The 25,492-nt window shown below is 43.1% G+C and carries 22 protein-coding genes and 2 pseudogenes; all 24 read left to right on the forward strand.

What is annotated here, in order from left to right; all coding sequences use genetic code 11:
- Positions 1 to 106: 106 nt before the first annotated feature.
- Entirely contained in the window at positions 107 to 1,900 is a 1,794-nt protein-coding gene (locus ACERC7_RS02655; RefSeq protein WP_373666056.1) for a polysaccharide biosynthesis protein, read from the forward strand.
- A gap of 455 nt (positions 1,901 to 2,355) precedes the next feature.
- A complete protein-coding gene (locus ACERC7_RS02660; protein WP_373666058.1) occupies positions 2,356 to 3,582 on the forward strand; it encodes a DegT/DnrJ/EryC1/StrS family aminotransferase in 1,227 nt (408 codons plus the stop codon).
- A gap of 20 nt (positions 3,583 to 3,602) precedes the next feature.
- The gene (locus ACERC7_RS02665) at positions 3,603 to 4,220 is read left to right on the forward strand and encodes a sugar transferase (protein WP_373666059.1); all 618 of its coding nucleotides are present in this window, start codon (positions 3,603 to 3,605) and stop codon (positions 4,218 to 4,220) included.
- Complete coding sequence (locus ACERC7_RS02670; protein WP_373666060.1) at positions 4,195 to 4,668, forward strand: GNAT family N-acetyltransferase; 474 nt, start codon at positions 4,195 to 4,197, stop codon at positions 4,666 to 4,668. Before ACERC7_RS02665 ends, ACERC7_RS02670 begins: the two co-directional genes overlap by 26 nt.
- Before the next feature lie 40 nt (positions 4,669 to 4,708).
- Positions 4,709 to 5,683 carry a GNAT family N-acetyltransferase gene (locus tag ACERC7_RS02675; RefSeq protein WP_373666061.1) on the forward strand — a complete coding sequence of 325 codons (975 nt, stop codon included), beginning with the start codon at positions 4,709 to 4,711 and terminating at the stop codon, positions 5,681 to 5,683.
- Between the two features lie 35 nt (positions 5,684 to 5,718).
- Positions 5,719 to 6,891 carry a glycosyltransferase gene (locus ACERC7_RS02680; protein WP_373666062.1) on the forward strand — a complete coding sequence of 391 codons (1,173 nt, stop codon included), beginning with the start codon at positions 5,719 to 5,721 and terminating at the stop codon, positions 6,889 to 6,891.
- Positions 6,884 to 7,681: a glycosyltransferase family 2 protein gene (locus ACERC7_RS02685; protein ID WP_373666063.1), complete on the forward strand. Its 798-nt coding sequence runs from the start codon at positions 6,884 to 6,886 to the stop codon at positions 7,679 to 7,681. Before ACERC7_RS02680 ends, ACERC7_RS02685 begins: the two co-directional genes overlap by 8 nt.
- Positions 7,682 to 8,647: a glycosyltransferase gene (locus tag ACERC7_RS02690; RefSeq protein ID WP_373666064.1), complete on the forward strand. Its 966-nt coding sequence runs from the start codon at positions 7,682 to 7,684 to the stop codon at positions 8,645 to 8,647.
- 3 nt (positions 8,648 to 8,650) lie between these two features.
- On the forward strand, positions 8,651 to 9,727 hold the full coding sequence (locus tag ACERC7_RS02695) for a glycosyltransferase (RefSeq protein WP_373666065.1): 1,077 nt from the start codon (positions 8,651 to 8,653) through the stop codon (positions 9,725 to 9,727).
- Positions 9,728 to 11,167 carry an O-antigen polysaccharide polymerase Wzy gene (gene wzy, locus ACERC7_RS02700; protein ID WP_373666066.1) on the forward strand — a complete coding sequence of 480 codons (1,440 nt, stop codon included), beginning with the start codon at positions 9,728 to 9,730 and terminating at the stop codon, positions 11,165 to 11,167.
- Positions 11,160 to 11,819: a DUF1919 domain-containing protein gene (locus ACERC7_RS02705; RefSeq protein WP_373666067.1), complete on the forward strand. Its 660-nt coding sequence runs from the start codon at positions 11,160 to 11,162 to the stop codon at positions 11,817 to 11,819. Before wzy ends, ACERC7_RS02705 begins: the two co-directional genes overlap by 8 nt.
- Positions 11,816 to 13,306 carry a lipopolysaccharide biosynthesis protein gene (locus ACERC7_RS02710; RefSeq protein ID WP_373666068.1) on the forward strand — a complete coding sequence of 497 codons (1,491 nt, stop codon included), beginning with the start codon at positions 11,816 to 11,818 and terminating at the stop codon, positions 13,304 to 13,306. The genes ACERC7_RS02705 and ACERC7_RS02710 overlap by 4 nt, the downstream gene beginning before the upstream one ends.
- Before the next feature lie 4 nt (positions 13,307 to 13,310).
- Positions 13,311 to 13,853 carry an acyltransferase gene (locus ACERC7_RS02715; protein WP_373666082.1) on the forward strand — a complete coding sequence of 181 codons (543 nt, stop codon included), beginning with the start codon at positions 13,311 to 13,313 and terminating at the stop codon, positions 13,851 to 13,853.
- 17 nt (positions 13,854 to 13,870) lie between these two features.
- Positions 13,871 to 14,932 carry an NAD-dependent epimerase/dehydratase family protein gene (locus tag ACERC7_RS02720; RefSeq protein WP_373666069.1) on the forward strand — a complete coding sequence of 354 codons (1,062 nt, stop codon included), beginning with the start codon at positions 13,871 to 13,873 and terminating at the stop codon, positions 14,930 to 14,932.
- 1 nt (position 14,933) lies between these two features.
- Complete coding sequence (locus ACERC7_RS02725) at positions 14,934 to 15,449, forward strand: serine O-acetyltransferase (RefSeq protein ID WP_373666070.1); 516 nt, start codon at positions 14,934 to 14,936, stop codon at positions 15,447 to 15,449.
- A gap of 9 nt (positions 15,450 to 15,458) precedes the next feature.
- The gene (locus ACERC7_RS02730; protein WP_373666071.1) at positions 15,459 to 16,691 is read left to right on the forward strand and encodes a nucleotide sugar dehydrogenase; all 1,233 of its coding nucleotides are present in this window, start codon (positions 15,459 to 15,461) and stop codon (positions 16,689 to 16,691) included.
- A gap of 323 nt (positions 16,692 to 17,014) precedes the next feature.
- Positions 17,015 to 17,202, forward strand: a pseudogene (locus ACERC7_RS02735) (hypothetical protein).
- Between the two features lie 144 nt (positions 17,203 to 17,346).
- The gene (locus tag ACERC7_RS02740) at positions 17,347 to 17,586 is read left to right on the forward strand and encodes a hypothetical protein (protein ID WP_373666072.1); all 240 of its coding nucleotides are present in this window, start codon (positions 17,347 to 17,349) and stop codon (positions 17,584 to 17,586) included.
- 493 nt (positions 17,587 to 18,079) lie between these two features.
- Positions 18,080 to 19,084: pseudogene (locus tag ACERC7_RS02745) on the forward strand (ISAs1 family transposase); the annotation flags it as partial.
- 307 nt (positions 19,085 to 19,391) lie between these two features.
- Complete coding sequence (gene gmk, locus ACERC7_RS02750) at positions 19,392 to 20,006, forward strand: guanylate kinase (protein WP_373659417.1); 615 nt, start codon at positions 19,392 to 19,394, stop codon at positions 20,004 to 20,006.
- A 191-nt stretch (positions 20,007 to 20,197) separates the two neighbouring features.
- Positions 20,198 to 20,515: a DNA-directed RNA polymerase subunit omega gene (gene rpoZ, locus ACERC7_RS02755; protein WP_373659418.1), complete on the forward strand. Its 318-nt coding sequence runs from the start codon at positions 20,198 to 20,200 to the stop codon at positions 20,513 to 20,515.
- Between the two features lie 36 nt (positions 20,516 to 20,551).
- Positions 20,552 to 22,936 (forward strand): primosomal protein N', encoded by a 2,385-nt coding sequence (locus ACERC7_RS02760; RefSeq protein WP_373666073.1) that lies wholly within the window; start codon positions 20,552 to 20,554, stop codon positions 22,934 to 22,936.
- 270 nt (positions 22,937 to 23,206) lie between these two features.
- Positions 23,207 to 24,139: a methionyl-tRNA formyltransferase gene (gene fmt / locus ACERC7_RS02765; RefSeq protein WP_373666074.1), complete on the forward strand. Its 933-nt coding sequence runs from the start codon at positions 23,207 to 23,209 to the stop codon at positions 24,137 to 24,139.
- Positions 24,140 to 24,143: 4 nt separating this feature from the next.
- Positions 24,144 to 25,451, forward strand: coding sequence for a 16S rRNA (cytosine(967)-C(5))-methyltransferase RsmB (rsmB, locus tag ACERC7_RS02770; RefSeq protein ID WP_373666083.1), 1,308 nt, complete (start codon positions 24,144 to 24,146; stop codon positions 25,449 to 25,451).
- The last annotated feature ends 41 nt before the right edge of the window (positions 25,452 to 25,492 follow it).

Consider the following 25,492-nt stretch of genomic DNA (forward strand, 5'->3'; position numbering starts at 1 on the left):
TTTTACAAAAAACGCTAGATAAAAGACTGAGAGAAGATGTTGTTCTCAATTGAATGCACTTGTTTGAAAGGAGATAATAATTAGATTGATTACCTATAGCGAGACTTTGTCACGTTCGACAAAACGAATGGTATTGATAATCGTTGATCTTCTAATGATTTTTTTAGCCTTACTGACTAGTAGCATGTTTTCTGAGGCATTTACAGTGATAACAAGTCGATTTTTTGTGGTTTCTTGGTTAATCATTAGCTTGGTTTACTTAATACTTGCTCGTTATCTCCATGTGTTTTCTGTACTAACACGTTACACAAGTTCCAGCACTTTGCTGACGATTGGTTTATCGCTTGCTGGTGCTCATTTGGCTTTGGTTGCCTACTCGCTTTCTATATTAGGGCAACTGAGTTGCCGTTTTATTCTATTATCTCTCTTATTCTCGTTTCTTTATATCATAACACCCAGGATGTTATGGCGAACATTAAGTGAACGTGAACGCTACGGGAAATCCAGTCAAAGAACAGTGCGAACCCTACTAGTTGGAGCAGGCGCTGGAGGTCATTTATTCTTATCAACCTTATCTGGTAACCATAGCGACATTGAGATAATTGGCATTATTGATCAAGATCGAAATAAAAAAGGGACCTACATACAAGGGAAGAAAGTGTTGGGAGATGTGGAAGATATTCCGCATTTAGTGCAAGAATACAGCATAGAACAGGTTACCATTGCAATTCCATCTTTAACAAAAGAAGCAAGGCAGAAGTTAGTTGATATCTGTCATTTGGCTGGAGTAACGGTTAATAGCATGCCAAATGTTGAAGATATTATTTTGGGAAAAGTCTCTACTTCATCCTTGCGTGAGATAGATATTGCTGATTTACTGGGGCGAGATGAAGTGGTGCTGGAACAGGAATCCCTCAATGCTTACTTCTCTGGCAAGACAATTTTGGTCACAGGGGCGGGTGGCTCCATTGGTTCAGAAATTTGTCGTCAAATAGCCAAGTTTTCACCCAAACAGCTCCTATTGTTGGGACATGGGGAAAATTCCATTTATCTGATTCATCAAGAACTAGTTAATAAGTATGGTCAGGTGATTGATATTGTGCCTTTAATTGCTGATATACAGGACCGGGAGCTGATTGCTGAGTTGTTAGCAGCCTATCGTCCGCAGGTGGTTTACCATGCTGCAGCACATAAGCATGTCCCTCTAATGGAATACAATCCTAAAGAAGCCGTTAAAAATAACATCTTTGGGACAAAAAATGTTGCTGAAGCAGCCAAAGCAGCCCGAGTTGAAAAGTTTGTCATGGTCTCGACAGATAAGGCGGTTAATCCTCCGAATGTGATGGGTGCAACTAAACGTGTGGCAGAGATGATCGTAACCAATCTGAACGAAGCTGGTCAGACACAGTTCTCTGCTGTAAGGTTTGGTAATGTTTTGGGAAGCAGAGGCAGTGTTGTTCCTCTCTTTAAACGTCAGATTGCCAGTGGTGGACCAGTAACTGTAACAGATTTTCGGATGACACGGTATTTTATGACAATTCCAGAAGCGAGTCGTCTGGTGATACAGGCTGGCCATTTGGCCAAGGGAGGAGAGATTTTTGTACTTGACATGGGAGACCCCGTCTTGATTAAAGACTTAGCTACCAAGGTCATAAAACTCAGTGGTCATACTGTAGAAGAGATTGGTATTGTTGAGACAGGGATTAGACCAGGGGAAAAGCTTTATGAAGAACTTCTTTCCAGCGAAGAACGGATCAGTCAGCAAGTATATGATAAGATATTTGTGGGTCGTGTTCAAAACCAATCGCCAGCAATTGTTCAAACATTTGTGGATAGTTTACTGACGTTACCTGAAGATGAATTGAAAAGACAACTCGTTGATTTTGCAAGGCAGGAATAAACATGATATTTGAACGATTCAGAAAAGAAAGAAACGTTAACCTCAAAGGGAGGCTCTACCAAAAATTATAAATGAAGATTATTGACAGCTCGAATCTTACTGAAGGTGTCGTTTGACGGAAGTACAGAGATACCTTAAGGTTAGGCACCTTCATAGCAGAGCCATCAAGGGGTATCATATTGGATCGGGAGTTTTTATGATTTGAGCGTATCCACTCCCTTCAAAATAGAAAGGGATATATCGGGCGTCTTATCATGTTAAAGGAATGCTTGAAGTACGGGGTTACCCCATTTATTATTATAGATGCTTTGAAATATTTCTATTACCATGTCTTAAACGAATATGGTGAAGTCAACGGCTATCTTATCGACATCTGCCTCACTGCTCAGGACAGGTTTGAGGCATATTTAGAGTATTTTAGGATTGAATAGCAATAAGGTAAGGATAACAATTTAATGGAATCATTTGAATGTAAAGTGTGGTTGTCATCTCCAACGATGCATGGGGATGAGTTGAAGTTTATGCAAGAAGCTTATGATACAAACTGGATGACAACTGCAGGTAGCAATATCACTGAGATTGAAAAGCAATTGTCAGGCTACCTAGAGGGGAAAGAAGTGGTTGCTCTCTCTTCTGGCACCTCCGCTCTTCATCTAGCCATGAAATTAGCCGGTGTGAAAAGGGGAGACAAAGTTTTTTGTTCTGATTTGACCTTCTCAGCAACAGTGAATCCTGTAGTTTATGAGGGGGCGGAGCCTGTTTTTATTGATTCCGAATATGATACTTGGAATATGGATCCAGCAGCACTTGAAAAGGCTTTTGAAATTTATCCTCATGTTAAAATAGTCGTTTTGGTTCATCTCTATGGGGTACCTTCTAAGCTTGATGAAATCAAGGCGATTTGTGACAAGCATGGAGCTATCTTAGTGGAGGATGCTGCTGAATCTCTTGGTGCGACTTATAAGGGACAGCAGACGGGTTCCTTTGGGCAGTATGCGATTATTTCCTTTAATGGCAATAAGATTATCACTGGCTCAAGCGGAGGTGCTTTAATTACTGGGACGAAGCAAGAAGCAGACAAAGTTCGGAAGTGGTCTACTCAAGCAAGAGAAGCAGCTAGCTGGTACCAACATGAAGAAATTGGTTATAACTATCGTATGAGTAATGTCATTGCTGGCGTTGTACGCGGGCAGTTGCCTTATTTGGAAGAACATATTGCGCAGAAAAAAGCGATTTATGAACGTTACAGAGAAGGATTGAAAGGTTTGCCAATCAGGATGAATCCTTTTGATGTGGAGAATAGTGTTCCAAACTATTGGCTTAGCTGTCTGATAATTGATCAAGAGGCTATGGCTAAGCAAGTACGTTCTGATCAAGAAGCCCTTTATATTCAGGAAGAGGGCAAAACGACACCGACTGAAATTTTGGAGGCTCTTGATAAGCTGAATGCAGAGGGGCGTCCGATTTGGAAGCCAATGCATATGCAACCTATTTTCCGTAATCATGAATTTGTTACAGCTAAGGGGAGTGGTCGAGCAAATAGCAATGCTTATATTGCTAGTGATTTCACTAATGCTTCAGAAGATATTTTTGAACGTGGGCTTTGTTTGCCTTCTGATAATAAGATGACTCCAGAAGAACAGGATAAGATTATCCAAGTCATTCGTTCTTGCTTTGATTAGGGATGGGAGGAAAGAAGCCCATGTATGAAAAATATATCAAGAGAGCTTTGGATATTATAGCCGCTTTGATTGGCTTGATCCTTTTTGGTTGGTTATTGGCTATTGTGGCTGTGCTGGTCAAGATCAAGCTAGGGTCGCCAGTTCTGTTCACCCAAGAGAGACCGGGTAAAGATGAGAAAATCTTTAAGCTGTATAAGTTTCGTACCATGACAGACCAAAAGGACCAAGAAGGTAACCTGCTGCCTGATCAAGTTAGGTTGACTAGGTTTGGAAAATTGTTACGCTCAACCAGTCTAGACGAACTGCCCAGTCTTCTCAATATATTAAAAGGTGACTTGAGCTTAGTGGGGCCAAGGCCCTTGCTTGTCCGATATTTACTCTACTATCGAGATGAGGAGAGATTGAGGCATAGTGTCAGACCTGGCTTGACAGGTTTGGCTCAGGTCAATGGGCGCAATCATTTGAATTGGGATCAACGCCTCGGACTGGATGTTACCTATGTAAAAGAATGCTCGTTTCTATTAGATTTTAAGATTTTATTCAAAACTTTTGTTAAGGTGATTAAACGATCGGATATTGCGAGTGGGACAGAACTAATGATGAAGGATTTGGATGTTGAAAGACAAAATAGTCATTAAACCTTTATTTGAAAAGGACCTAAGACCCTATCAAGGAGAACTATCGGAATGGTTTTATGAAGCCTATAGGCAAAATTTTCCTCATCAAGACCTAGCACCTGTTTTAGGGCAGCAACGTTTTGAGGCCTTGTTAAACTATCTTTCGCATGGCAAGGCTCAGGCCTTGGGGGTTTTGAGAGACAAACAACTCTTGGGTATACTGTGGTACTTCATAACAGAGGCTAACAGGTTGCATATCAACGAGCTAATTATCAATCAAAAGAGTCGTTCTCAAGGACTTGGTAGTCTTCTGTTGGAAAGTGTTATTGCAATTGCAGAAGAAAAAGAATGCAAAGCGTTAGAACTAAATGTAACCTGTCATAATAAGGTTGCTGTCGCTTTATACGGTAAATTTGGATTTCAACCAGAACGTTTGTTGATGTCTAAACCTATTAACGATGGGAAATGAGGATATTTGTTGATTATTTATTCGGTAGGAAGGAAAACTAATGCTTGATATTTATTTTACGAGAGAATATGGGAAGGTCCATGAAAGTATTGAAAGTGGCAGTTCAGAATTTTGGGAACTTGATTGCCAATACGGTAAAATTATTTATTCATTTATTAAAAGAGAAATAGAGAGTGATTTGGATGAAATTTACTATGACTTGATAACACCTTACGGCTTTGGTGGTCCTTTGATTGTTGAAGAAAAGGATAGAGAAAAGTTGTTATTGACTTTTGAAAGTGAGTTTAGTAGATACTGTCGTGACAATAACATTGTATCAGAGTTTGTCCGTTTCCATCCTATTGTCAATAATGCTATAGATTTTAAAGAAATTTATCATCCGATCTATATGAGAAAGACTGTTGGGACTAGTACGAAGGCAGAACTTGATAGACCATTTGAAAGAGAGTTTAACTCTAACTCAAGACGGTTAGCTAGAAAGGCGGAACGTTTGGGTTTAAAAACCCGAATCACTGTCAATCCTTCTAATATTGATGACTTTTTAGATTTGTACTATTCCACTATGGATAGAAATGGTGCTAGTGATTTCTATTACTTTGAAAAAAGTTATTTTAACCACTGTCAAGAGTTATTCGGGAATCAAGTCTTGATTATTGAAGTGATATACGAAAATGAGGTTATCAGCGCAGGCTATTATTTTATTAGCAGTGGTGTGTTGCACGGTCATTTATTAGGAACTCGTTCAGAATATTTAAAAATGAATCCAGTTTACTTACTGGAAAGAGATTTGTCAGACTGGGCTTATGAAAATAGTATTGAAGTCATCCATCACGGAGGTGGTCTGACCAATGCAGATGATGACCCCTTGTTCCTTTTTAAAAAGAATTTTACTCGGCAAACCTTATTTGACTTCTATATTGCCAAGAAAATTCACCAACCTGATATCTATGAGAAACTTTGCCAATTAAAAGGTGTTTCAGTAGATGAGCTATTTTTCCCAGCTTATCGGAAATGATAACTGAGTTATCTATAGAAAGTTATTAAACGATTATGAAAAAAGCTATGTTAATCTCCTGCTTTAACTGGTATGAGAAGAGATTGCAGGTCATTAGAGAGCGCTTGATTAGTCGTGGCTATGAGGTGGCGGTGCTCCTTTCTGATTTTGACCATATCACCAAAGCACCGATTGAAAAACGCTATGAAGAATGCACCTATCTCAGTGTTTCGCCCTATGCTAAAAACCTTTCTCTAGCTAGAATCAAGTCGCATTTTGCCTTTGGTAAAGCGGTAGCTCAATCTCTGGAAGAGCACGCACCTAATCTAGTTTATGCCCTTGTTCCACCAAACAATGTGGCTAGAGCCTGTTTGGCCTATAAGGACAAACATCCGGACCTTGTTTACCTTGTAGATGTCATCGATCTGTGGCCGGAGTCCATGCCTCTTAAGTTTCTCAAGCAGAGCTTTTTGGCCCGAAAATGGGCAGAGATGCGAAATGCTAGCCTCAAAGTGGCAGATGGGATTGTTCTAGAATGCGATCTTTACCGTAAAAGCCTACCCTTGGACTCGGGCCTATGTCCCAACCAAACCCTTCGCCTCTTCTCGGACTACAGCCAAGAAGAACTCTTGTTGGCAAAAGAGGTAGCAGATCAACAAACCTTTGACCCTCTGCTAAAAACCATCAACTTTGCCTATGTTGGCAGTCTCAACAGCATCACGGACTATGATGGGATTTTGGCGATTGTGAAGGCTTTTATAACCAAGGGGTGGCAAGTGGTCTTCCATATCATTGGAGAGGGCCAAAAGCGAGAAGGTTTTCTGTCTGACTTAACCTCCTCAGGCTGTCAAGTTTATTATCACGGCATGATTTTTGATAAGCCAAGCAAGATTAAACTGGTGGCTGGTTGTGATTTTGCCTTTAATATGATGATCGATCAAGTGACAGTTGGCTTGACCATGAAAAGTTTAGACTATTTGTCTATGGGCTTGCCTATGATTAACTCCATTAAGGGAGATACCTGGGATATCATTGAAACTCATGGGATTGGAATCAATTACGAGGGTCAACCAGACCGGGTTGTCTCGGTCTGCCAAAAACTGGATTATCGTAACATGCGTGCCAAGGTTTGGGAAGTCTTGATGAGTCAATTCACTAGAGAAGCATTTGAAGACCAGATCAAACAGTTTCTGACGGCCGTATTAGACAAAGGAGATAGATGTGTTTAGTGTAGTCATTCCTGCCTATAATTGCCAAGAGACTATTGAAATGACCCTAGACTCGGTCAGACAGCAAACACGCCTGGACTTAATCCAGGAAATTATCATTATCAATGATGGCTCAAGTGACGGTAGCGAAGCGGTTGTCAAGGCTTATATGTCTCGATACCCAACCTTGCCGATTCAATACCATCATCAATCCAATCACGGGGTCTCTTACACGCGTAATAAGGCCATCAAAATGGCGAAAGCAGACTGGATAGCCCTCTTGGATTCAGATGATCTCTGGATGCCTCAAAAGTTAGAACGGCAATACGATGTGATACAGAAAACGCCTGCTATGTTTTTTTTAGGAAGTAGTTTTCCCTTAAAAATACTCTGGCGACCAAGGCAGGGCTTGTGCAAGTTAACAGCAAGAGACCTGTGTTGGCGCAACATGCCATCAACCCCAAGTATTGTGTTTAAAAAGGATGTTGGTATAGAACTAGGCCTTTTTAACGAAGGCATGAAACATTGTGAGGACATCAATTTCTTTCAAAAGTTCCTGCTCAAAGATAGTTATTATGTGTTGGCAGAGGATCTTGTTCGGATTGATATCGGAAAAGCTTACCATGGGATGAGTGGACTGTCCTCTAATTTAGATGGGATGCACAAGGGCAGACATCAAAATGTCAAGAACTTATACGAGATGGGCTTGATTTCTAAACCCTTTATGTACCTGACCTTTGTGATGAATAGCTTAAAATTAATCCGTCGCAAAACATTGCGAAACTTGGCACGACTAAGACAAGGAGGTTAGATGAGCCACTTACGATTTGATATTATCGTTCCTATTTATAATATCCAAGATGAATTGGAGGCCTGTTTAGCCAGTCTTGCTAGTCAAACCTACCCCCATTTTAAAGTGATCATGGTGGATGATGGTTCCAAGGATGATAGTCATCTGATAGCCAAGTCTTACGCGGAAAAAGACAGGCGCTTTCACTATTTTCGAAAGGAAAATGGAGGCCTGTCTGATGCCCGAAATTTTGGTCTTGCACAGACTCAGCACGACTACGTCCTTTTTATTGACGGTGACGATTATCTTGAAAATAATACTTTGGACGTCTTAGCATCACACCTAAAAGACAATGACCTTGATGTTTTAGAATTTAATGGCCGGTATGTTGAAAACGGGGAAAAAACATCATTGTTTAATAACCACTATATCGATAGTGGTGTAGTGAAAAATGGTCGAGATTACTTTGTAGATAATGTCAAGGCTGGTTGTATGTATTCTGCTGTTTGGGTTAAGGTTATCCGCAGAAATTTTTTGATTGATAGTCAATTATCGTTTGAAAAAGGTCTATTACACGAAGATGAATTATGGACGCCTCAACTCTACCTCAAGGCTCAGCGCATTATGTATCTGGATATCCCCTTTTATAACTATGTTCAACGTCCAGGTTCCATTATGCACCAAAAAAACAGGGATAAAAATGTCAAAGATGCCCGTAGCATCTATTATCGCCTAGAAAGCATTTATGATTATTATGGGCTTTCGTCAGGTCAAAAGCGTGTTTTGATGGACTATTTGGCCCGTAAAATGTTGGGTAGTTTTTATGAACCGGCGACAATACCTATAACCCATACTGATAAGCAGTATGTGATGCGCCATGCACGGAGCTTAAAAAGTCGAGGACAGGCCCTTGTTTTTAGTCTCTGTCCTAAAGCCTTACCTGGTCTAACAAAGTGCATCAAAAAAATAGCAAGATATAAGAGGTAACTCATGAAAAAGAAATTAGTATTTACCATCGGTTCTCTATCTGGTGGGGGAGCCGAGCGCGTGATTTCAATTTTGGCCAATCACCTGTGTCAGGACTATGATGTCACTATCCTAGCTCTTTTAAAAGATGAAGTGGCTTATGACCTTGATAGTCGTGTTCGTTACCAGGTGCTTGATCTTCCTGAGCAGCTCAAAGGCATCAAGCGCAATTTACAACGTTTGCGTCAGATTAGGCGGACCATTAAGGCCATCAACCCACATGTGGTTATTTCCTTCTTGACCCCAATCAATATTATGGTTCTTGCGGCCTTAGCCTTTACTTCTTATCCGATTGTTGTCTCTGAACGCAATGACCCCAATGCTGAAACACCGACTAAGTTGGGTCGTCTGATTAGGGATATATGCTACTACAGTCGTAAACGTATCTTTTTTGTTTTTCAGACCCAATATGCTAAGGATTGCTTTAAGGGGATGACGGAAAAAAATAGTGTCATTATCTTCAATCCTTTGAAAAAGGAAATCTTACCTGCCTATCAAGGGACAAGGGAAAAAAGGATTGTCTGCGTGGCGCGCTTAGAGCCAGCAAAGAATTTACCCCTGTTGATTAGGGCCTTTCACCGCTTCAAAAAGTCTCATCCTGACTATCAGTTGGAATTCTTTGGCAAGGGTCCTTTAGAAGCTGAGCTAAAAGCCTTGACCAGAACCTTAGACATGGAAGATAATGTGGTTTTTCATGGTTTTACAAGGGATGTCCACTCGAAAATCCATAGGGCCAAAATGTTTATTCTTCCCTCCGACTATGAAGGAATTTCAAATGCGATGTTGGAGGCCTTGGCGATGGGGATACCGACCATTTGTACGGATTGCCCCGCTTATGGAGGGCGGCTATTCATTGAAGATGGTAAATCAGGCTTTTTAATACCAGTTGGTCATGAGGAAGCCTTACTAGAAAAAATGTTGACACTGGCAGAAAATGATGACTTAGGAAATGCCTTCTCGCAAAACTCCCAAGTCATCAAGGAACGATTGAGTGAAGATCTCATCGTAGGGCAATGGTGTCAACTGATAGGAGAGTTATAAATGCTTAGTCTAAGACTGTCCAAAACAGGACTGGGTTATCTATTGATTTTTGTGATGCTGTCCTTGTTTGCCCTTATGGTGACCAATCTTTTGACAGCCGGGCATCCAGCTAAATTTTCAGATCTTTTATTTCTCTCCTATGTTGCCACCTTTTTATTTGGTCTGTCCCTCTTTGTTTTGTCAAAACTAGAACAGCGAACCTTTAGCTTAACAAGCATCTTGTTGATGATTGCCTTTCTCTTTAATTTTGGGCAACTGTTCTTGTGGGCCCTAGGAATCAGGACTGATACAGAAATAGGCAAGGTCACCTTGTATGCTAATTTCCCAGCACCAAATGATCAGCAAATTTATAATGCGGCCCTATTTTCTATCTACTGCTATGTGGCCATGGTGGTAGGGATTTGTAGCATCAGGATCTTCCGTCTCGATTATTCTTGTTTGCATTCTTTTGATGATAGCCGCCAAGACATGCTACAGCGTATCATTTATAAAGTCAGCCTCTGGCTCAGTTTTGTGATAGTCCCAGCAACTTTTTATAAGAGTTGGCTGGTTTTGAGGCAGTCTGCTTTACACGGCTATGGCTCCCTCTACTATTCAGATTTTTCGGTCAACTCTCTGATTGGTCGTTCGGAGGATTATTTTTTCCCTGTTATTGTCGGTCTCTTGCTTGGGAGCAATTACAGGAAGGTTAAACTGGCCTATAGTTTATTTGGCGCCTATATGCTTTTTTATACTCTGGCTGGTGAGCGTGGCAACTGGTTTTATAAGCTGATCGTCTTGATTTGGATGCATAGCACCTATTATAAAAAAATTAACTGGATAAAATTTATCAAATTATCAGTACCAGGTTTTATCTCTTTGTCCGTATTGTCTTTCATCATTAACATTCGCAATCAAGGTTTAGCCAATCTATCTCTGTCAGACCTTGGACAGGTGATGAGTGTCAGTGAGAATGTCCTTGTTCGTTTTATTCAGGAGATGGGGGGCAGTTTAGGCGTGACGGTTATCGTTCTCAGTTTTGGTCAGGGAGTTTTCAGCCATTTTGGCAATACCTTTGTCTCCTCTGCCCTAACATCGGTATCCACTGCTCTGGCGACTCGATTGGGAGTGAGCCACGTCTATCTGGGCAACTACTTGTCCCAAGACTTGCTAAAGATCAGGTGGGGGACAGGATTTACGTTCTTTGCAGAAACCTTTATCAATGCGGGTTGGTTAGGCTTTATCTATATGTTCTTTTTTGGTATGCTGTTTGCGGAACTCATTAGTGATGACAAAGGGATTATGCAACGCTATGTTGCGACCACTTCCTGTGTTATCCTCTGTGCCATGATGCGGGATAGCTCGTTGACGGGCTTCCGACAATTGGTTCAGGTGGTTTTGTTTATGGTGATCCTGGTTTGGCTTGCCTCAAAAGTAGCAGGGAGGCGTCATCATGCTTAATAAAGAGCGAGTGAAAAAAGCTTATCGCAACTGGTTAAGAAGAGACCTCACCCGTCGCAATCGAAGCAACTTGTTAGCTATTAGTGAACCCATTTCTATTATCTCTTCCAATTGTATTGGAGGGGTTATACTCCACGATTTAGGTCTTCCTTTTGCCACTCCTACCATTAATCTTTATTTTGAACCAAAATCTTACTTAGCCTTTGTCACGGATTTGGACCATTACCTCAAGCTTCCCCTAAAGGAAAAATTAGGCGAGAATAAGCCGTATCCTGTCGGTTATTTGGATGAAAAGGTGGTCATCCACTTCTTCCACTACAAGGATTTTGCTACAGCAAAGGCCAAATGGGAGGAGAGGGCGAAGAGGGTTAATCCAAACCTCCTCTATCTGATTCTCACTGATCGAGATGGTCTGACCAGAGAGGACGCAGCATACTTTGATAGCCTTCCTTACCCTAATAAGGTTCTCTTGACCTCTAAACCCTATGAGGGCTTAGCCAGTGTTCATGATATGGGAGAGGCCTACCGCCTGGGGGACAGTTTAATGGACCTCTGCCAATTCAAGACCAAGTTCAGTGGCCGGCGTTACTTGGATGATTTTGATTATGTGGCATTTTTGAATGCAAGTTTTAAAAAGGATGAAACTGAATGAATAAACTAAGACTGAATGGTCTGACATCACTAATGTTTCAATTGATAACCCTGCTCTCGGGTTTAATTATCCCTAGGCTCCTCCTAAGTGCCTATGGCACACAGGTCAATGGTCTAAATTATTCTATTACCCAGTTGCTGTCGGTGATTAGCTATTTTGATTTTGGAGTGGCAGCAGTTGCCCAGGCAGCCCTCTATAAACCCCTCTATCAGAAGGACTACTATCAGGTTTCAGCTATTTTTAATGCCGTCAAACGCTATTTTAGCCGACTGACGATAGGCTTACTGTTCTATATTTTGATGCTTTGTCTCTACTACGGTCTAACAAAAGCAGATCAATTTTCATGGCTCTATACAACCAGCCTAGTTCTCGCTATCTCCATCAGTCTTATTGGCCAATATGTCCTAGGCATCAGCAATCAAGTCATCCTAGCAGCAGACCAGAAACTTTATATCTACACGGCCATGAATATCTTGACCGTCCTTATCAACATCCTGGTTACCTATATTTTAGTCAAGTTAGGCCATAGCATTCAAATGGTCAAACTGGTCTCTTCCATTATCTTTTTGCTGAGGCCTATCTCCCTACAGCTCTATGTCAAAAAGCATTACCCACTCTTGCCGCTTTCGGAGGTTGGGCATAAGCCTATCCCTAATCAATGGAGCGGTTTGATTCAGCACGTGGCTATCACACTGACATCATCTTTAGATACCATTATTTTGACCTTGATGTCTACCTTAGGCAATGTGTCTATTTACAATATCTATACCTTTCCCCTAAATGGGATTCGCCTCCTGATAGAGAGCCTGTGCATGGGCTATAGAAGTCACTTTGGCCATCTGCTGGCTAAAGGAAGGGAGGGAGATAAAACACTTCAAGAAGACTTTTCTCGTTTTGAATGGCTTGTCAACTTCCTCTCGGTTGTTATCAGTTGTGTCATGTTAACCGTTCTTGTTCCTTTTGTCATGGTTTACACAAGGGGCATTGAGGATGAGAACTACAAGCATCAATTTTTTGCCCTCCTCATGATTTCAGCCTACTTTTTGATGAGCATTAAGATCCCCTATACCACTGTGATCAATTCGGCTGGTCATTTCAGGGAAACTCAGTCTCACAGTTTGATTGAGATTATGATCAATATGCTTGTCTCCCTCATCTTAGTTAGCCAGTATGGCCTGACAGGTGTTGCTATTGGAACGACCCTTTCCATGCTTTATCGTATTGCAGCCTCCCTATATTACATTAGGCAAAACATTCTCAAACGAGCCATCAGAGAGAGTTTCAAGGTCTTTTTAGTAGACCTATCCACTCTTTTACTCTACCTTTGGCTGATTCCTTTTTTGAAGCTGTCGCCAAATAGTTACTGGACGCTTATTACCAGCTCCCTTATCAGCGGACTGGTCTCGATCCTCTTGTTTTTCCTCATGAGTGGCCTTTTCTACCGTCAATCCTTTTTGGCTATGCTGCCTAATTTTAGAAAGAAATAATATGATGAAGCGACTTTTAGGATACCTTAGACTATCTCTCTTACCTATGTCAAAATATCCTGATTACCTTAGGAGTCAAGGTGTTAAGATTGGCAATAACTGTGAAATTTATAAAAGTGCCCAGTTTGGTAGTGAACCCTATCTGATTCAGCTGGGAAATCATGTACGAGTCAATGCAGGTGTTAACTTTGTTACCCATGATGGCGGCCTTTGGGTGTTGAGAAATCACCCCAAATACAAGGAAGTCTTCGCACAGGCAGATCGTTTTGGTAAGATCCTTGTGAAAGACAATGTTCATATTGGCACAAATGCTATGATTATGCCAGGGATTACCATAGGCGAAAATGCGATTGTTGCAACCTGTGCTGTTGTTACAAAAGATGTGCCACCAAACACCATTGTAGGGGGTGTGCCAGCACGCATTATTGAAAGTTTAGATGAATACGCCAGCAAAATGGAAGGCAAAATTGTCCTTACAAAAGGGATGACAAGTGAAGAAAAGAGACAGTTTCTAGAAAAAACCATCTTAGAACGAGGCAAACAATGACTGAAACGAGGCAAACAATGACTGATTTAAATAGGAAGACAATCTTAATCACAGGAGCAGCTGGTTTCATCGGCGCTAACTTAGTAAAGGCACTCTTGGCCGAACAAGATTCTTTACGGATTATTGGACTAGATAATCTTAATGATTATTATGACGTTTCTTTGAAAGAGTTTCGCTTAGGGGAGATTGCGGGACAGGTTGAAAAATCAGTTTCTCAGTGGGAATTTATCAAGGGGGATTTGGCTGATAAGCACTTAGTGGATCAACTGTTTAAACGTTATAGGCCCCATATTGTAGTCAATTTAGCAGCTCAGGCAGGTGTGCGCTATTCTATTTCAAATCCGGAAGTTTATATTGAAAGCAATGTGATTGGTTTCCAAAACATTCTCGAGGCTTGTCGCCACAACTCCGTGGAACACCTGGTTTATGCATCTTCATCTTCGGTCTATGGTTCCAATGCCAAAGTTCCTTATAGTGTTGAAGACCAGGTTGACAATCCTGTCTCGCTGTATGCAGCGACTAAGAAGTCCAATGAACTTTTTGCCCATGCCTACAGTAAACTCTATGATATTCCGACCACAGGCTTACGTTTTTTTACAGTTTACGGACCTGCTGGGCGCCCAGACATGGCCTATTTTGGCTTTACTAATAAATTACGTCAAGGGGAGACCATCCAAATCTTTAACTACGGTAATTGCAAACGGGATTTCACTTATATCGATGACATCGTTGAAGGGGTGCGACGTGTCATGTTTGGTGCACCGAAGCGCAAGACGGGGGATGATGGCCTACCTATTCCCCCTTATGCCATCTATAATATAGGTAATAGCCAGCCAAAAAAACTCCTTGACTTTGTCAACATCTTGCAAGAGGAGCTGGTTCGTGCAGGGATTTTACCAGAAGACTATGATTTTGAAGCTCATAAGGACTTGGTTGCCATGCAACCGGGCGATGTGCCTATCACCTATGCAGACACTTCGGCTTTGGAACGGGACTTTGCTTTTAAACCCTCTACCCCTCTAAGACATGGCTTGAGGCAGTTTGCTATCTGGTATCGACATTTTTATAAGGACAGGTAATATGAAAAAAATAAATCTAGTTCAACTAGACCAACATCGTTATGGTGCCTATAAAATGCCAAGGTTACAACTTTATTTTAGAAAACAGCAAGTGGCGACAAACCCTATTATAAAGTTTTTTTATCGATTTATCTTTCAGAGGCTTTGCTATAGGTACCATGTTGAGCTACACCCAAATACAAAAATAGGTCCAGGTCTCTATCTTGGACATATAGTTGGCATCACCTTTAACCCCGATGTTATTATTGGAAAAAATGTCAACATTCACAAAGGTGTGACACTTGGCCAAGAAAATCGTGGTTCAAGAAGGGGGAGTCCGATTATTGGTGATAATGTTTGGATTGGAATCAATAGTACGATTGTTGGAAGAGTTACTATTGGCGATGATGTTTTGATAGCTCCAAACACCTATGTCAATTGTGATGTGCCCTCACATTCGGTCGTATTTGGGAATCCCTGCATAATCAAGTCCAAAGAAAATGCAACAGAGGCTTACATCAATAATAGAATCGAATAGGAGTAGTATATGAAAATCGCAGTAGCTGGCACAGGTTATGTAGGCCTTTCTTTAGCAACTCTCCTGGCTCAAAGCCATGAAGTTGTTGCTGTGGATATCATTTCAGAGAAGGTTGAGATGATTAACCGTAGACAATCGCCTATCCAAGATGATAAAATTGAGGAATATTTTGCGACCAAGGCCTTGAACCTTACCGCAACCTTAGATGGTGATGCAGCATACAAAGATGCCGAATTTGTCGTTGTTGCAGCTCCAACCAACTATGATAGTAAGAAGAATTTCTTTGATACGTCTGCGGTGGAATCAGTGATTGAGCAGGTTCTTCCAGTGAATGACCAGGCCACTATTATCATTAAGTCAACAATTCCTGTTGGATACACGGAGCAAGTTCGTCAAAAGTTCAATTGTGATAGAATTATTTTTAGCCCCGAGTTTTTGCGAGAATCAAAAGCGCTCTATGACAATCTGCATCCATCTCGGATCATCGTTGGAACAGATATGTCGTATGAAGCATTGACAGAAAAAGCTCGTGAATTTGCCCAACTCTTGAAGGCAGAATCTCTGGATGAGGACACCCCTGTTCTGATTATGGGCTTCACAGAAGCAGAAGCAGTGAAACTTTTTGCAAATACTTATTTAGCACTACGTGTCTCTTATTTTAATGAGTTGGATACATACGCGGAGCTCAAGGGGCTTAATACCAAGGAGATTATCCTAGGGGTTGGTTTGGATCCTCGTATCGGAGATCACTACAATAACCCATCATTTGGCTATGGTGGCTACTGTTTACCAAAAGATACAAAGCAACTTCTAGCAAATTATGATGCGGTTCCGCAAAATATGATGTCTGCTATTGTAGAAAGTAATCGCACACGTAAAGACTTTATTGCTGACCGTGTTCTTGAAATTGCGGATGCCTATGTGGGGAGTAGCGAGTTTGATCCTCATAAGGAAAAAGAAGTTGTTGTCGGTGTATATCGCTTAACAATGAAGTCAAATTCAGATAATTTCCGCCAATCCTCTATTCAGGGGGTAATGAAGCGAATTAGGGCTAAAGGAGCCAAGGTGATTGTTTTTGAACCAACTCTTGAAGACGGATCGACATTCTTTGGTAGTGAAGTGGTTAATGATTTAGAGGCTTTCAAGTTACGTTCACAGGTTATCATTGCCAATCGTTATGATAACATTTTAGAAGATGTGATAGACAAGGTTTATACGAGGGATATATTTAGACGAGACTGATGGTTGCAAGTATTATCAGTAATAATTATATTCTGTCATCACCGTAACCATCCCATAACAAGATATCTATTCTATTATCTAACCCTCCATTATACTTTGAGTAGAAAACAGAAATGGAGGGTTTTCATCATGTCAATGCCGTAACCGCCCCATGACAGAGTATATTGAAAACATCCCAAAGTCTATATTTGACTCTGGGATGTTTTTCTATTTACAGTTCCGTTGAATGGTTTCATTCCTAACCGCCCCATAACAAGGTATCTATCGTAAAACCCAGACCTCCAGTATACTATGTCTAGAAAATATTACTGGAGGTTATTTTGATAACACAACCTATCGTCCCTTTAAATTCAGCCCTCAGTCTCGTTCCTTTGAGAAGAAAAAGCAAAATAATATTCTACTCCGGGTACGTCTTGGAAAACTGGAACTCAGTATATTTGAGTCTATTAACAGCGGTATGCTTGAAACAATCATAGATAAGGTGTTGCGCTATGACCATCCGACTCAATGAGTTAGGTTAGTTTTTTCTACATCCAAATAGATCCATAATATTGCGATTGAATTACCCGTTACAGTCTTATAGAGCCTTTTCTATAGGGTATGATATAATGAAGGTGTCGAGTATTTTTGCATTTTTCCATAGAAGGGTGATGGTATGAATGAATTACAGTTTTTAATCTATACTGCTGATAATACGGACGAAGCGGTTAAGGTGATTATCGGCGATGAGACCATTTGGGCTAGTCAGAAAGAGTTGGCTAGATTGTTTGGTGTCGGTGTACCTGCCATCAGTAAGCATCTCCGAAACATCTTTGACGAGGGGGAGCTCGATGAATATTCAGTTATTTCCAAAATGGAAACAACTGCCATCGGCTTGCGGGTGAAACTTCCATGATCTGTGACCATCGGTTAAAAGCTCCTATTGCTAGGCGGTCGTATTTGTGACAACTGCGATAGGCATCATACTAGAAATACTGCATTATCGGGTGATTACGGCTGGGCTGATGATGACAAATAGAAGAGCATGATGTACTAGGAGTCTGCCGGATCTTGAGAATAGTACTCTTTGAAAATTAAAGATAGGCGTTGGCACTCATTTAGATGACTCTTGTTCTATCACCAGCTTTGTTTCCTAGACTAGATTGATTTTCTCTGACTATAAATTTCAATATGATCAGTTTCGATATGGGAAAACTAGACAATGATTCGAAAATGGTCTTGCCTTTTTCTGAAAATGCCTATCTTTCACAATTAGAAAGGTAGGTCTTTTTTCGTACACTGGACCTATAGAAGACACAGGACAAACGTACGAAGAAACTATCGTTTTTAACATCTTTCACAGACTACTTTCCCTCTTTTTAGCTATAATAGTTAGAGGAGGAGTTTTTATGCCAGAGATTGTCAAGTTCTTAATGTCTGTTCACGACCTGCGTGACCATCGCAAAGTCCATCACCTGTTGTCTGATATTATCCTGCTCATTTTCTTTGCCCGTCTAGCTGGAGCAGAATACTAGGAGGAAATCGAAGATTTCGGTAAGGCCTATGAGTCTTCCTTGCGTGCCCTTCTTAAACTGGATAATGGGATTCCCTCTCATGACACCATGCAGCGTGTTTTCGCAACCTTGGATCCTCAAGTCTTGGTAACCGTCACGTTGATGTGGTCAAACCTACTTGAAGAGGCTAGACTGTCTGCGACCACTTTTCCGACCTTTGCCAAAAATCTTCTGGCTATTGATGGGAAAACAATCAGGGGCAATGGTAGTGCCGCTCAAAAAGCCCTTCACATTGTGTCTGCCTATGCGACAGATCAGGGCATCTGTTACGGTCAAGTCGCAACCGATGAAAAAAGTAATGAAATCACAGCTATTCCAGCCCTATTAGACAACATTTCTGTTAAAGGTTGTCTGATTAGTATAGATGCTATGGGAACCCAAAAGGCCATCGCTAATAAGATTATCCAAAAGCAGGGCAACTATTGCCTAGCGGTCAAGGAAAATCAAAAGAACCTGCTAGAAGATATTATCCCCTTCTTTGAGGATAAGGAGGCCATTTCGGATACCTATGAAACCATTGAAAAGGCACACGGACAGGTTGAACAACGCCTCTATGAGGTTGTTACAGATGCTGCTTGGTTGAGAAGGGAACACTCGGATTGGGCTCACATTCAGGGTTTGGGACGGGTGACTTGTCGTTACCAGAAGGGCAGTAAGGAAACAGTTGAAACACGTTATTTTATCTTGAGCACTCAAGTGAGTGGTCGAGAATTGGCTGCTTGTGTTCGTGGGCATTGGGCTATTAAAAGTCTTCATTGGCAATTAGATGTCGTTTTTAGAGAAGATGCCAATAAAACCTTAAACAAACAACTCGCTTTTAACCGAAATGTCATGGATAAGNGGTTTGGGACGGGTGACTTGTCGTTACCAGAAGGGCAGTAAGGAAACAGTTGAAACACGTTATTTTATCTTGAGCACTCAAGTGAGTGGTCGAGAATTGGGTTGAATCGGTTACACTAAACTAGACAGAATTTATAAAGTGTTCTACACTAAAGAAAACAGGAGAACTCTATGTCTAGAAAAATCCGTCGTCAATTTAGTGATGACTTTAAGCAACAAATTGTTGANTCGTGTGAAAAGAGTAACCTACTTGCCAATTTAGCCTCTATCTGTTAAACTAGAGGGAAGAACATAAAAGGAGCCTATCATGTCTGAACGTGGATTGCTGATTGTCTTTTCTGGTCCATCCGGTGTCGGGAAAGGCACAGTAAGGGAAGCCATTTTTTCAAGCCCAGATAATAAATTTGCCTACTCTGTTTCGATGACGACTCGTCCCCAACGACCTGGGGAGGTTGACGGTGTTGATTATTTCTTCCGCACGCGCGAAGAGTTTGAGGAGCTCATTCGTAACGGTCAAATGTTGGAGTATGCAGAGTACGTCGGTAATTACTACGGCACACCCTTGACCTACGTCAATGAAACCTTGGACAAGGGCATAGACGTTTTTCTCGAAATCGAGGTCCAAGGGGCGCTTCAAGTTCAGAAAAAGGTGCCAGATGGGGTCTTTATCTTTTTGACACCGCCTGATTTAGAAGAATTACAAGACCGTCTGGTCGGTCGAGGGACTGACTCAGAAGACGTCATCGCCCAACGTATCGCACGAGCCAAAGAGGAAATTGCCCTCATGCGAGAATACGATTACGCAGTGGTTAACGATGAAGTTCATCTGGCTGCTGAACGGGTTAAGAAAATTATTGAAGTTGAGCATTTCCGCGTAGAGCGTTGCATCGGTCACTACAATGACATGATTAATGACATTTAAGTTGTTTTTGCTCATTGCTGGAATTGGTCAAAGGAATACGCCACCTCTCCTCGCCTAACTAACTGCTGTCTCTAGTAGGCCCTTGGTCAAAGTGAGACAACAGCAAAGATACTGAATAAGTGCTAATCGTCGATTCAGACTTGTTTAGCTCTGCTATTTTTCCGATATTTACAGAAAAGAGATTATGATATATGATGTTAAAACCTTCTATCGATACCTTGCTGGACAAGGTGCCATCAAAATACTCCCTTTGCGTTCTCCAAGCCAAGCGAGCGCACGAACTTGAAGCGGGTGCCAGGCCAACGACTAAAAGTTTCAGCTCTGTCAAATCAACCCTGCGTGCTTTGGAAGAAATTGAAGCGGGTCTCGTGACCATTCACCCAGAGCCAGATGCTAAACGGGCAGCTGTGCTGGCGCGTATCGAAGCAGAACGCCTCAAACGTGAAGAGGAAGAGCGTAAAATCAAGGAACAAATCGCAAAAGAAAAAGAAGAAGGAGAAAAAATCTAAGGTTGTCCCCAATCTTAGATTTTTCCGTATCACATCATGCCAAAAATTGCCCAGATTATCATCGATTTGCCACTTAAACAGACCGACCAGCCTTACTCTTACTTGGTTCCTGACGAGCTTGTGGCTCTGATTGCAGTTGGCTCACGGGTTCATGTTCCCTTTGGAGCGACAAACCGTCCCTTGCAAGGCTTTGTGGTTGGTTTTGAAGAAATAGCTGATCAGGACATGACGTTAAAGCCTGTTCTAGCAGTCTTGGATTTAGAGCCTGTCCTCAATCAGGAACAGTTGGATTTGGCTGACGCTTTGCGTCGGACAGTCTTTTCTTATAAAATCAGTCTGCTTAAAGCCATGCTGCCCAGCCTTCTCAATTCAGCTTATAACAAGGTGGTCAAGCTTACCTCGATTGATCTTGTTTCAGACCTTTTCCCAACTGGGAAAAAAGAGATGAGGCTGGCAGAGTTGACTGCTGACCAGCAGGTTCAGGTCAAAGACCTGGTTAAGACTGGTCAAGCTGAAGTTGTCTATCTGGCAACAGATAAAAAGCAGATCAAAACGGTCCGCTACTATCAGGTCAATCTTGACCAGCTCGACCGCTCAGCTATTTCCTCAAGAGCAACAAAACGGTTGGAGCTGGCTGAGTTTCTAACTAAACACCCAGATGACGGTAAGGTCAGTGACCTCAATAAGACCTTCTCGCCTGCTGTGGTTAACTGGTTTATAGAGCAAGGGGTGCTGCTAGTGACTGAGCGCGAGGAGAGTCGTAGTCGGGCCTATTTTGAAGGGGTCAAACAGACCGAGTTTATCCAGCTCAACAGCCAGCAACAAGAGGCAGTTACCGCAGTAACTGCTGCCATCGGTCAAGAGAGCTCACCCTTTTTGCTAGAGGGGGTGACTGGGTCTGGTAAGACCGAGGTCTATCTCCACATCATCGACCAGACCTTGAAGATGGGCAAAACTGCTATTGTCCTTGTGCCTGAAATTGTCCTGACCCCACAGATGACCAGTCGCTTTATCTCGCGTTTTGGTCGACAGGTGGCCATCATGCACTCCGGGCTATCGGATGGGGAAAAGTACGACGAATGGCTGAAAATCCGCCGTGGACAGGCTAAGGTCGTCGTCGGTGCCCGATCTGCTATTTTTGCTCCCTTAGAGAATATTGGAGCCATCATCATCGATGAGGAGCATGAGGCGACCTATAAGCAAGAATCCAACCCTCGCTACCACGCTAGAGACGTGGCGGTGCTACGTGCCAAATACCATAAGGCTGCTCTGGTGCTCGGATCAGCGACACCCGCCATCGAATCACGAGCTCGTGCTAGCAAAGGGGTTTATCAGCTCTTGACCTTGACCGAACGTGCTAACCACTTAGCGGTCATTCCGACGGTGGAGGTCGTTGATTTTAGGGATTATATCGGTCAGCAGGAGATGGGCAATTTTACGCCGCCTTTGGTCGAAAAGATCCGTGACCGCTTGAACAAGGGTGAGCAGGTGGTGCTTCTCCTCAACCGCAGGGGATACTCCAGCTTTGTCATGTGTCGGGATTGTTCTTATGTGGATAATTGTGTTAACTGTGACATCTCCCTGACCCTACACATGACCACTCGCACCATGAACTGCCACTACTGTGGCTTTACCAAGGGTATTCCCAGAACCTGTCCGAACTGTCAGAGTGCCTCCATCTCCTACTACGGGACAGGCACGCAAAAGGCTGCTGATGAGCTGGAACAGCTCTTTCCAGAAACCAAAGTTCTCAGGATGGATGTGGACACAACCAAGAAAAAAGGTAGTCACCAGAAACTGTTAGAAGCTTTTGGCAATGGGAAAGCAGACATTTTATTGGGGACCCAGATGATTGCTAAGGGACTGGATTTCCCGAATGTGACCTTGGTCGGGGTCTTAAATGCAGATACCTCGCTCAACCTGCCTGATTTCAGGGCATCCGAGCGGACCTTCCAACTCTTGACCCAGGTGGCTGGTCGGGCTGGTCGGGCGGACAAGGCTGGGGAGGTCATCATCCAGACCTACAACCCCGATCACTATGCCATTACCTTTGCCAAACATCACGATTACGAGGGATTTTACCGTTACGAGATGGGTATACGACGGGCGCTGGGCTACCCACCTTATTTTTACACCGTTGCCCTGACCATTTCCCACAAGGACGAGCAGGCAGTCATTAAGGCCAGCTATGCTTTTCTGGACCTGCTCAAAACTCACCTGTCTGATCAAGTCAGGTATCTGGGTCCTGTCCCAAAAGCTGTCTCCAGAACCCACAACCTTTACCATTACCAGTTGCTACTGACCTTCAAACAAGAACCCAAGCTCCAAGACGCTCTTAATCAACTCCTTGACCTGACTCAAGACAAGACCAATAAGGATTTGAGGGTGAGCATTGACTATGAACCGCAGAATATCATGTGAGTATCTCTTGTTATAGTCCTCCACCAGCAGCTCTCTTGCTGATGAGATGATGTTGCTAAGTAGTCTATCAATCGTTATAGATGTTTTGAAAAATTTCAGTAAAGCACTTGTGGTACTACAATTAAGTCGTCAGAGTGCTTTTCTTGAAGTGCTTGCCCTGTCAGCAAACCAACTGGTGAGGGTTTCCTTGTCAAATATGATATAATAGTAGAGACAAGACGGCCTTGCAAGGGCCGGTAAGATTACCATTAGAAATAGAAAAGAGAAGAGATGACTAAACTGATTTTTATGGGGACACCTGCCTTTTCCGCGACTGTTCTCCAAGGCTTGCTCAACGACGACCGCTACGAGATTATGGCTGTAGTGACCCAGCCTGACCGTGCTGTCGGGCGTAAGAAAACCTTAACCATGACACCGGTTAAGGAGCTGGCTCTTGCCAACAAGCTCCCTGTCTACCAGCCTGAGAAACTCTCTGGCAGTCAGGAGCTAGAAGACCTGATTGCCCTGGGCGCAGACGGCATCATCACGGCAGCCTTTGGGCAGTTTTTGCCTGAACGCCTGCTCAAGTCAATGAGTTTTGCCCTCAACGTTCATGCCTCCCTTTTGCCCAAATACCGTGGCGGGGCGCCTATCCACTACGCCCTCATCAACGGTGACGAGGAGGTCGGCGTGACCATTATGGAGATGGTCAAGGAGATGGATGCTGGGGATATGGTCGCCAAGCGCGTAACCCCGATTTTGGAGAGTGACAACGTCGGCACGCTTTTTGGAAAAATGGCAGAGCTGGGACGTGATTTACTACTGGATTGCCTGCCCAAGTATCTGGCAGGTGAGATTACCCCTGAACCCCAAGACCCTAGCCAAGTCACCTTTTCTCCCAACATTCGACCAGAGGAGGAAGTTATCGACTGGCAGCTGACCAACCGTCAGGTTTTCAACAAGGTCAGAGGGCTTAATCCCTTCCCAGTTGCCCATACCTTCCTAGCTGGGGAACGGTTCAAACTCTACGAGGTTGCCGCAGTAGACGGTCAAGGCCAACCTGGTCAAATCATCGCAAAAACCAAGAAAGACCTGATTGTGGCGGCAGGAACTGGCGCTGTTCGCCTCCTGAGTGTTCAGCCTGCTGGCAAGCCAAAAATGCCGATTGCAGACTTTCTCAATGGGGCTGGGCGTGACTTGCAGGTAGGTGACTACTTTGGCTAGGCAGATGGATACCGCAAGGGGACTTGCCCTGCAGATTCTCGAGGAAATCTTTGACCAAGAGGCTTACAGCAACATCGTCCTCAACCAGCACCTGACTAAGACCTCGCTCTCACCAGCTGATAAGGGTTTGGTCACCGAGCTGGTTTATGGCACCGTCGCTCGGAAAATCACACTGGAGTGGTACTTGGCGCACTACATCGCCGACCGAGACAAGCTAGACAGCTGGGTCTACTACCTGCTCATGACCAGCCTTTACCAAATCTTCTATTTGGATAAAATTCCAGACCATGCGGTGGTTAATGCCGCAGTTGACCTTGCGAAAGCACGGCACAAAAACTCAGGGGCGGACAAGCTAGTCAATGCGGTTCTGCGCCGTTTCTTGCGTGAAGAGCGCCCAAACCCTGCTCAGATCAAGCGGGTCAATAAGCGCTATGCTGTGCAATACAGTCTGCCAGTCTGGCTGGTCAAAAAGCTGATAGACCAGTTTGGGGAGGAGCGCGCCGTAGCCATCATGGCAAGCCTCTACGTCCGTAACAAGGCCAGTATCCGATTGACAGATCCTAATCAGTTGGAGCGGATTAAGGCTGAAACAGGGGCTGACCAGTCGCTCCTGTCACCTGTCGGCTTGACCAAGCCTAGCGGGCATTTTGCTGGGACGGCTGATTTTGCTAAAGGCTTAGTGACTATTCAGGACGAGACTAGCCAGCTGGTTGCACCGACCTTAAACCTGCAAGGGCAGGAGCAGGTGCTGGATGCTTGTGCAGCTCCAGGTGGCAAGACAGTTCACATCGCCAGCTATTTGACCACAGGTCAGGTGACAGCTCTGGACCTCTATGACCACAAACTGGACTTGATTACGGAGAATGCTGAGCGTCTCGGAGTGACTGACCGTGTCAAGCTACTCAAACTGGATGCCAGTCAGGTGCACCGCTATTTTCCCAAAGATCACTTTGATAAAATCTTGGTGGATGCGCCTTGTTCAGGGATTGGGCTCATGCGCCGCAAGCCAGACCTCAAATACCGCAAGGAAGCAGGGGATTTCATGGCCTTGCAGACCATTCAGCTAGAGATTCTAGCTAGTGTTTGTCAAACCCTACGGGTTGGTGGTATAATGACCTATAGTACTTGCACGATTGTGGCGGAGGAAAATCAGCAGGTGATCGCAGCCTTTTTGGCCAGCCATCCCAATTTTGAACAGGTGCCTCTTAGCCACGAGCAGGAGAGCATCGTCTCAGAGGGCTGTTTAGTCATTACCCCTGAGCAGTTTGGGACAGATGGTTTCTTTATTGCCCAGTTGTGTCGCCGTTATTAAGGGCCATATAGTGCTGGTACTTCTCGTATCTGAATGAAAGG

Source organism: Streptococcus sp. E17BB (assembly GCF_041807725.1).
Taxonomy (GTDB): Bacteria; Bacillota; Bacilli; order Lactobacillales; family Streptococcaceae; genus Streptococcus; species Streptococcus entericus.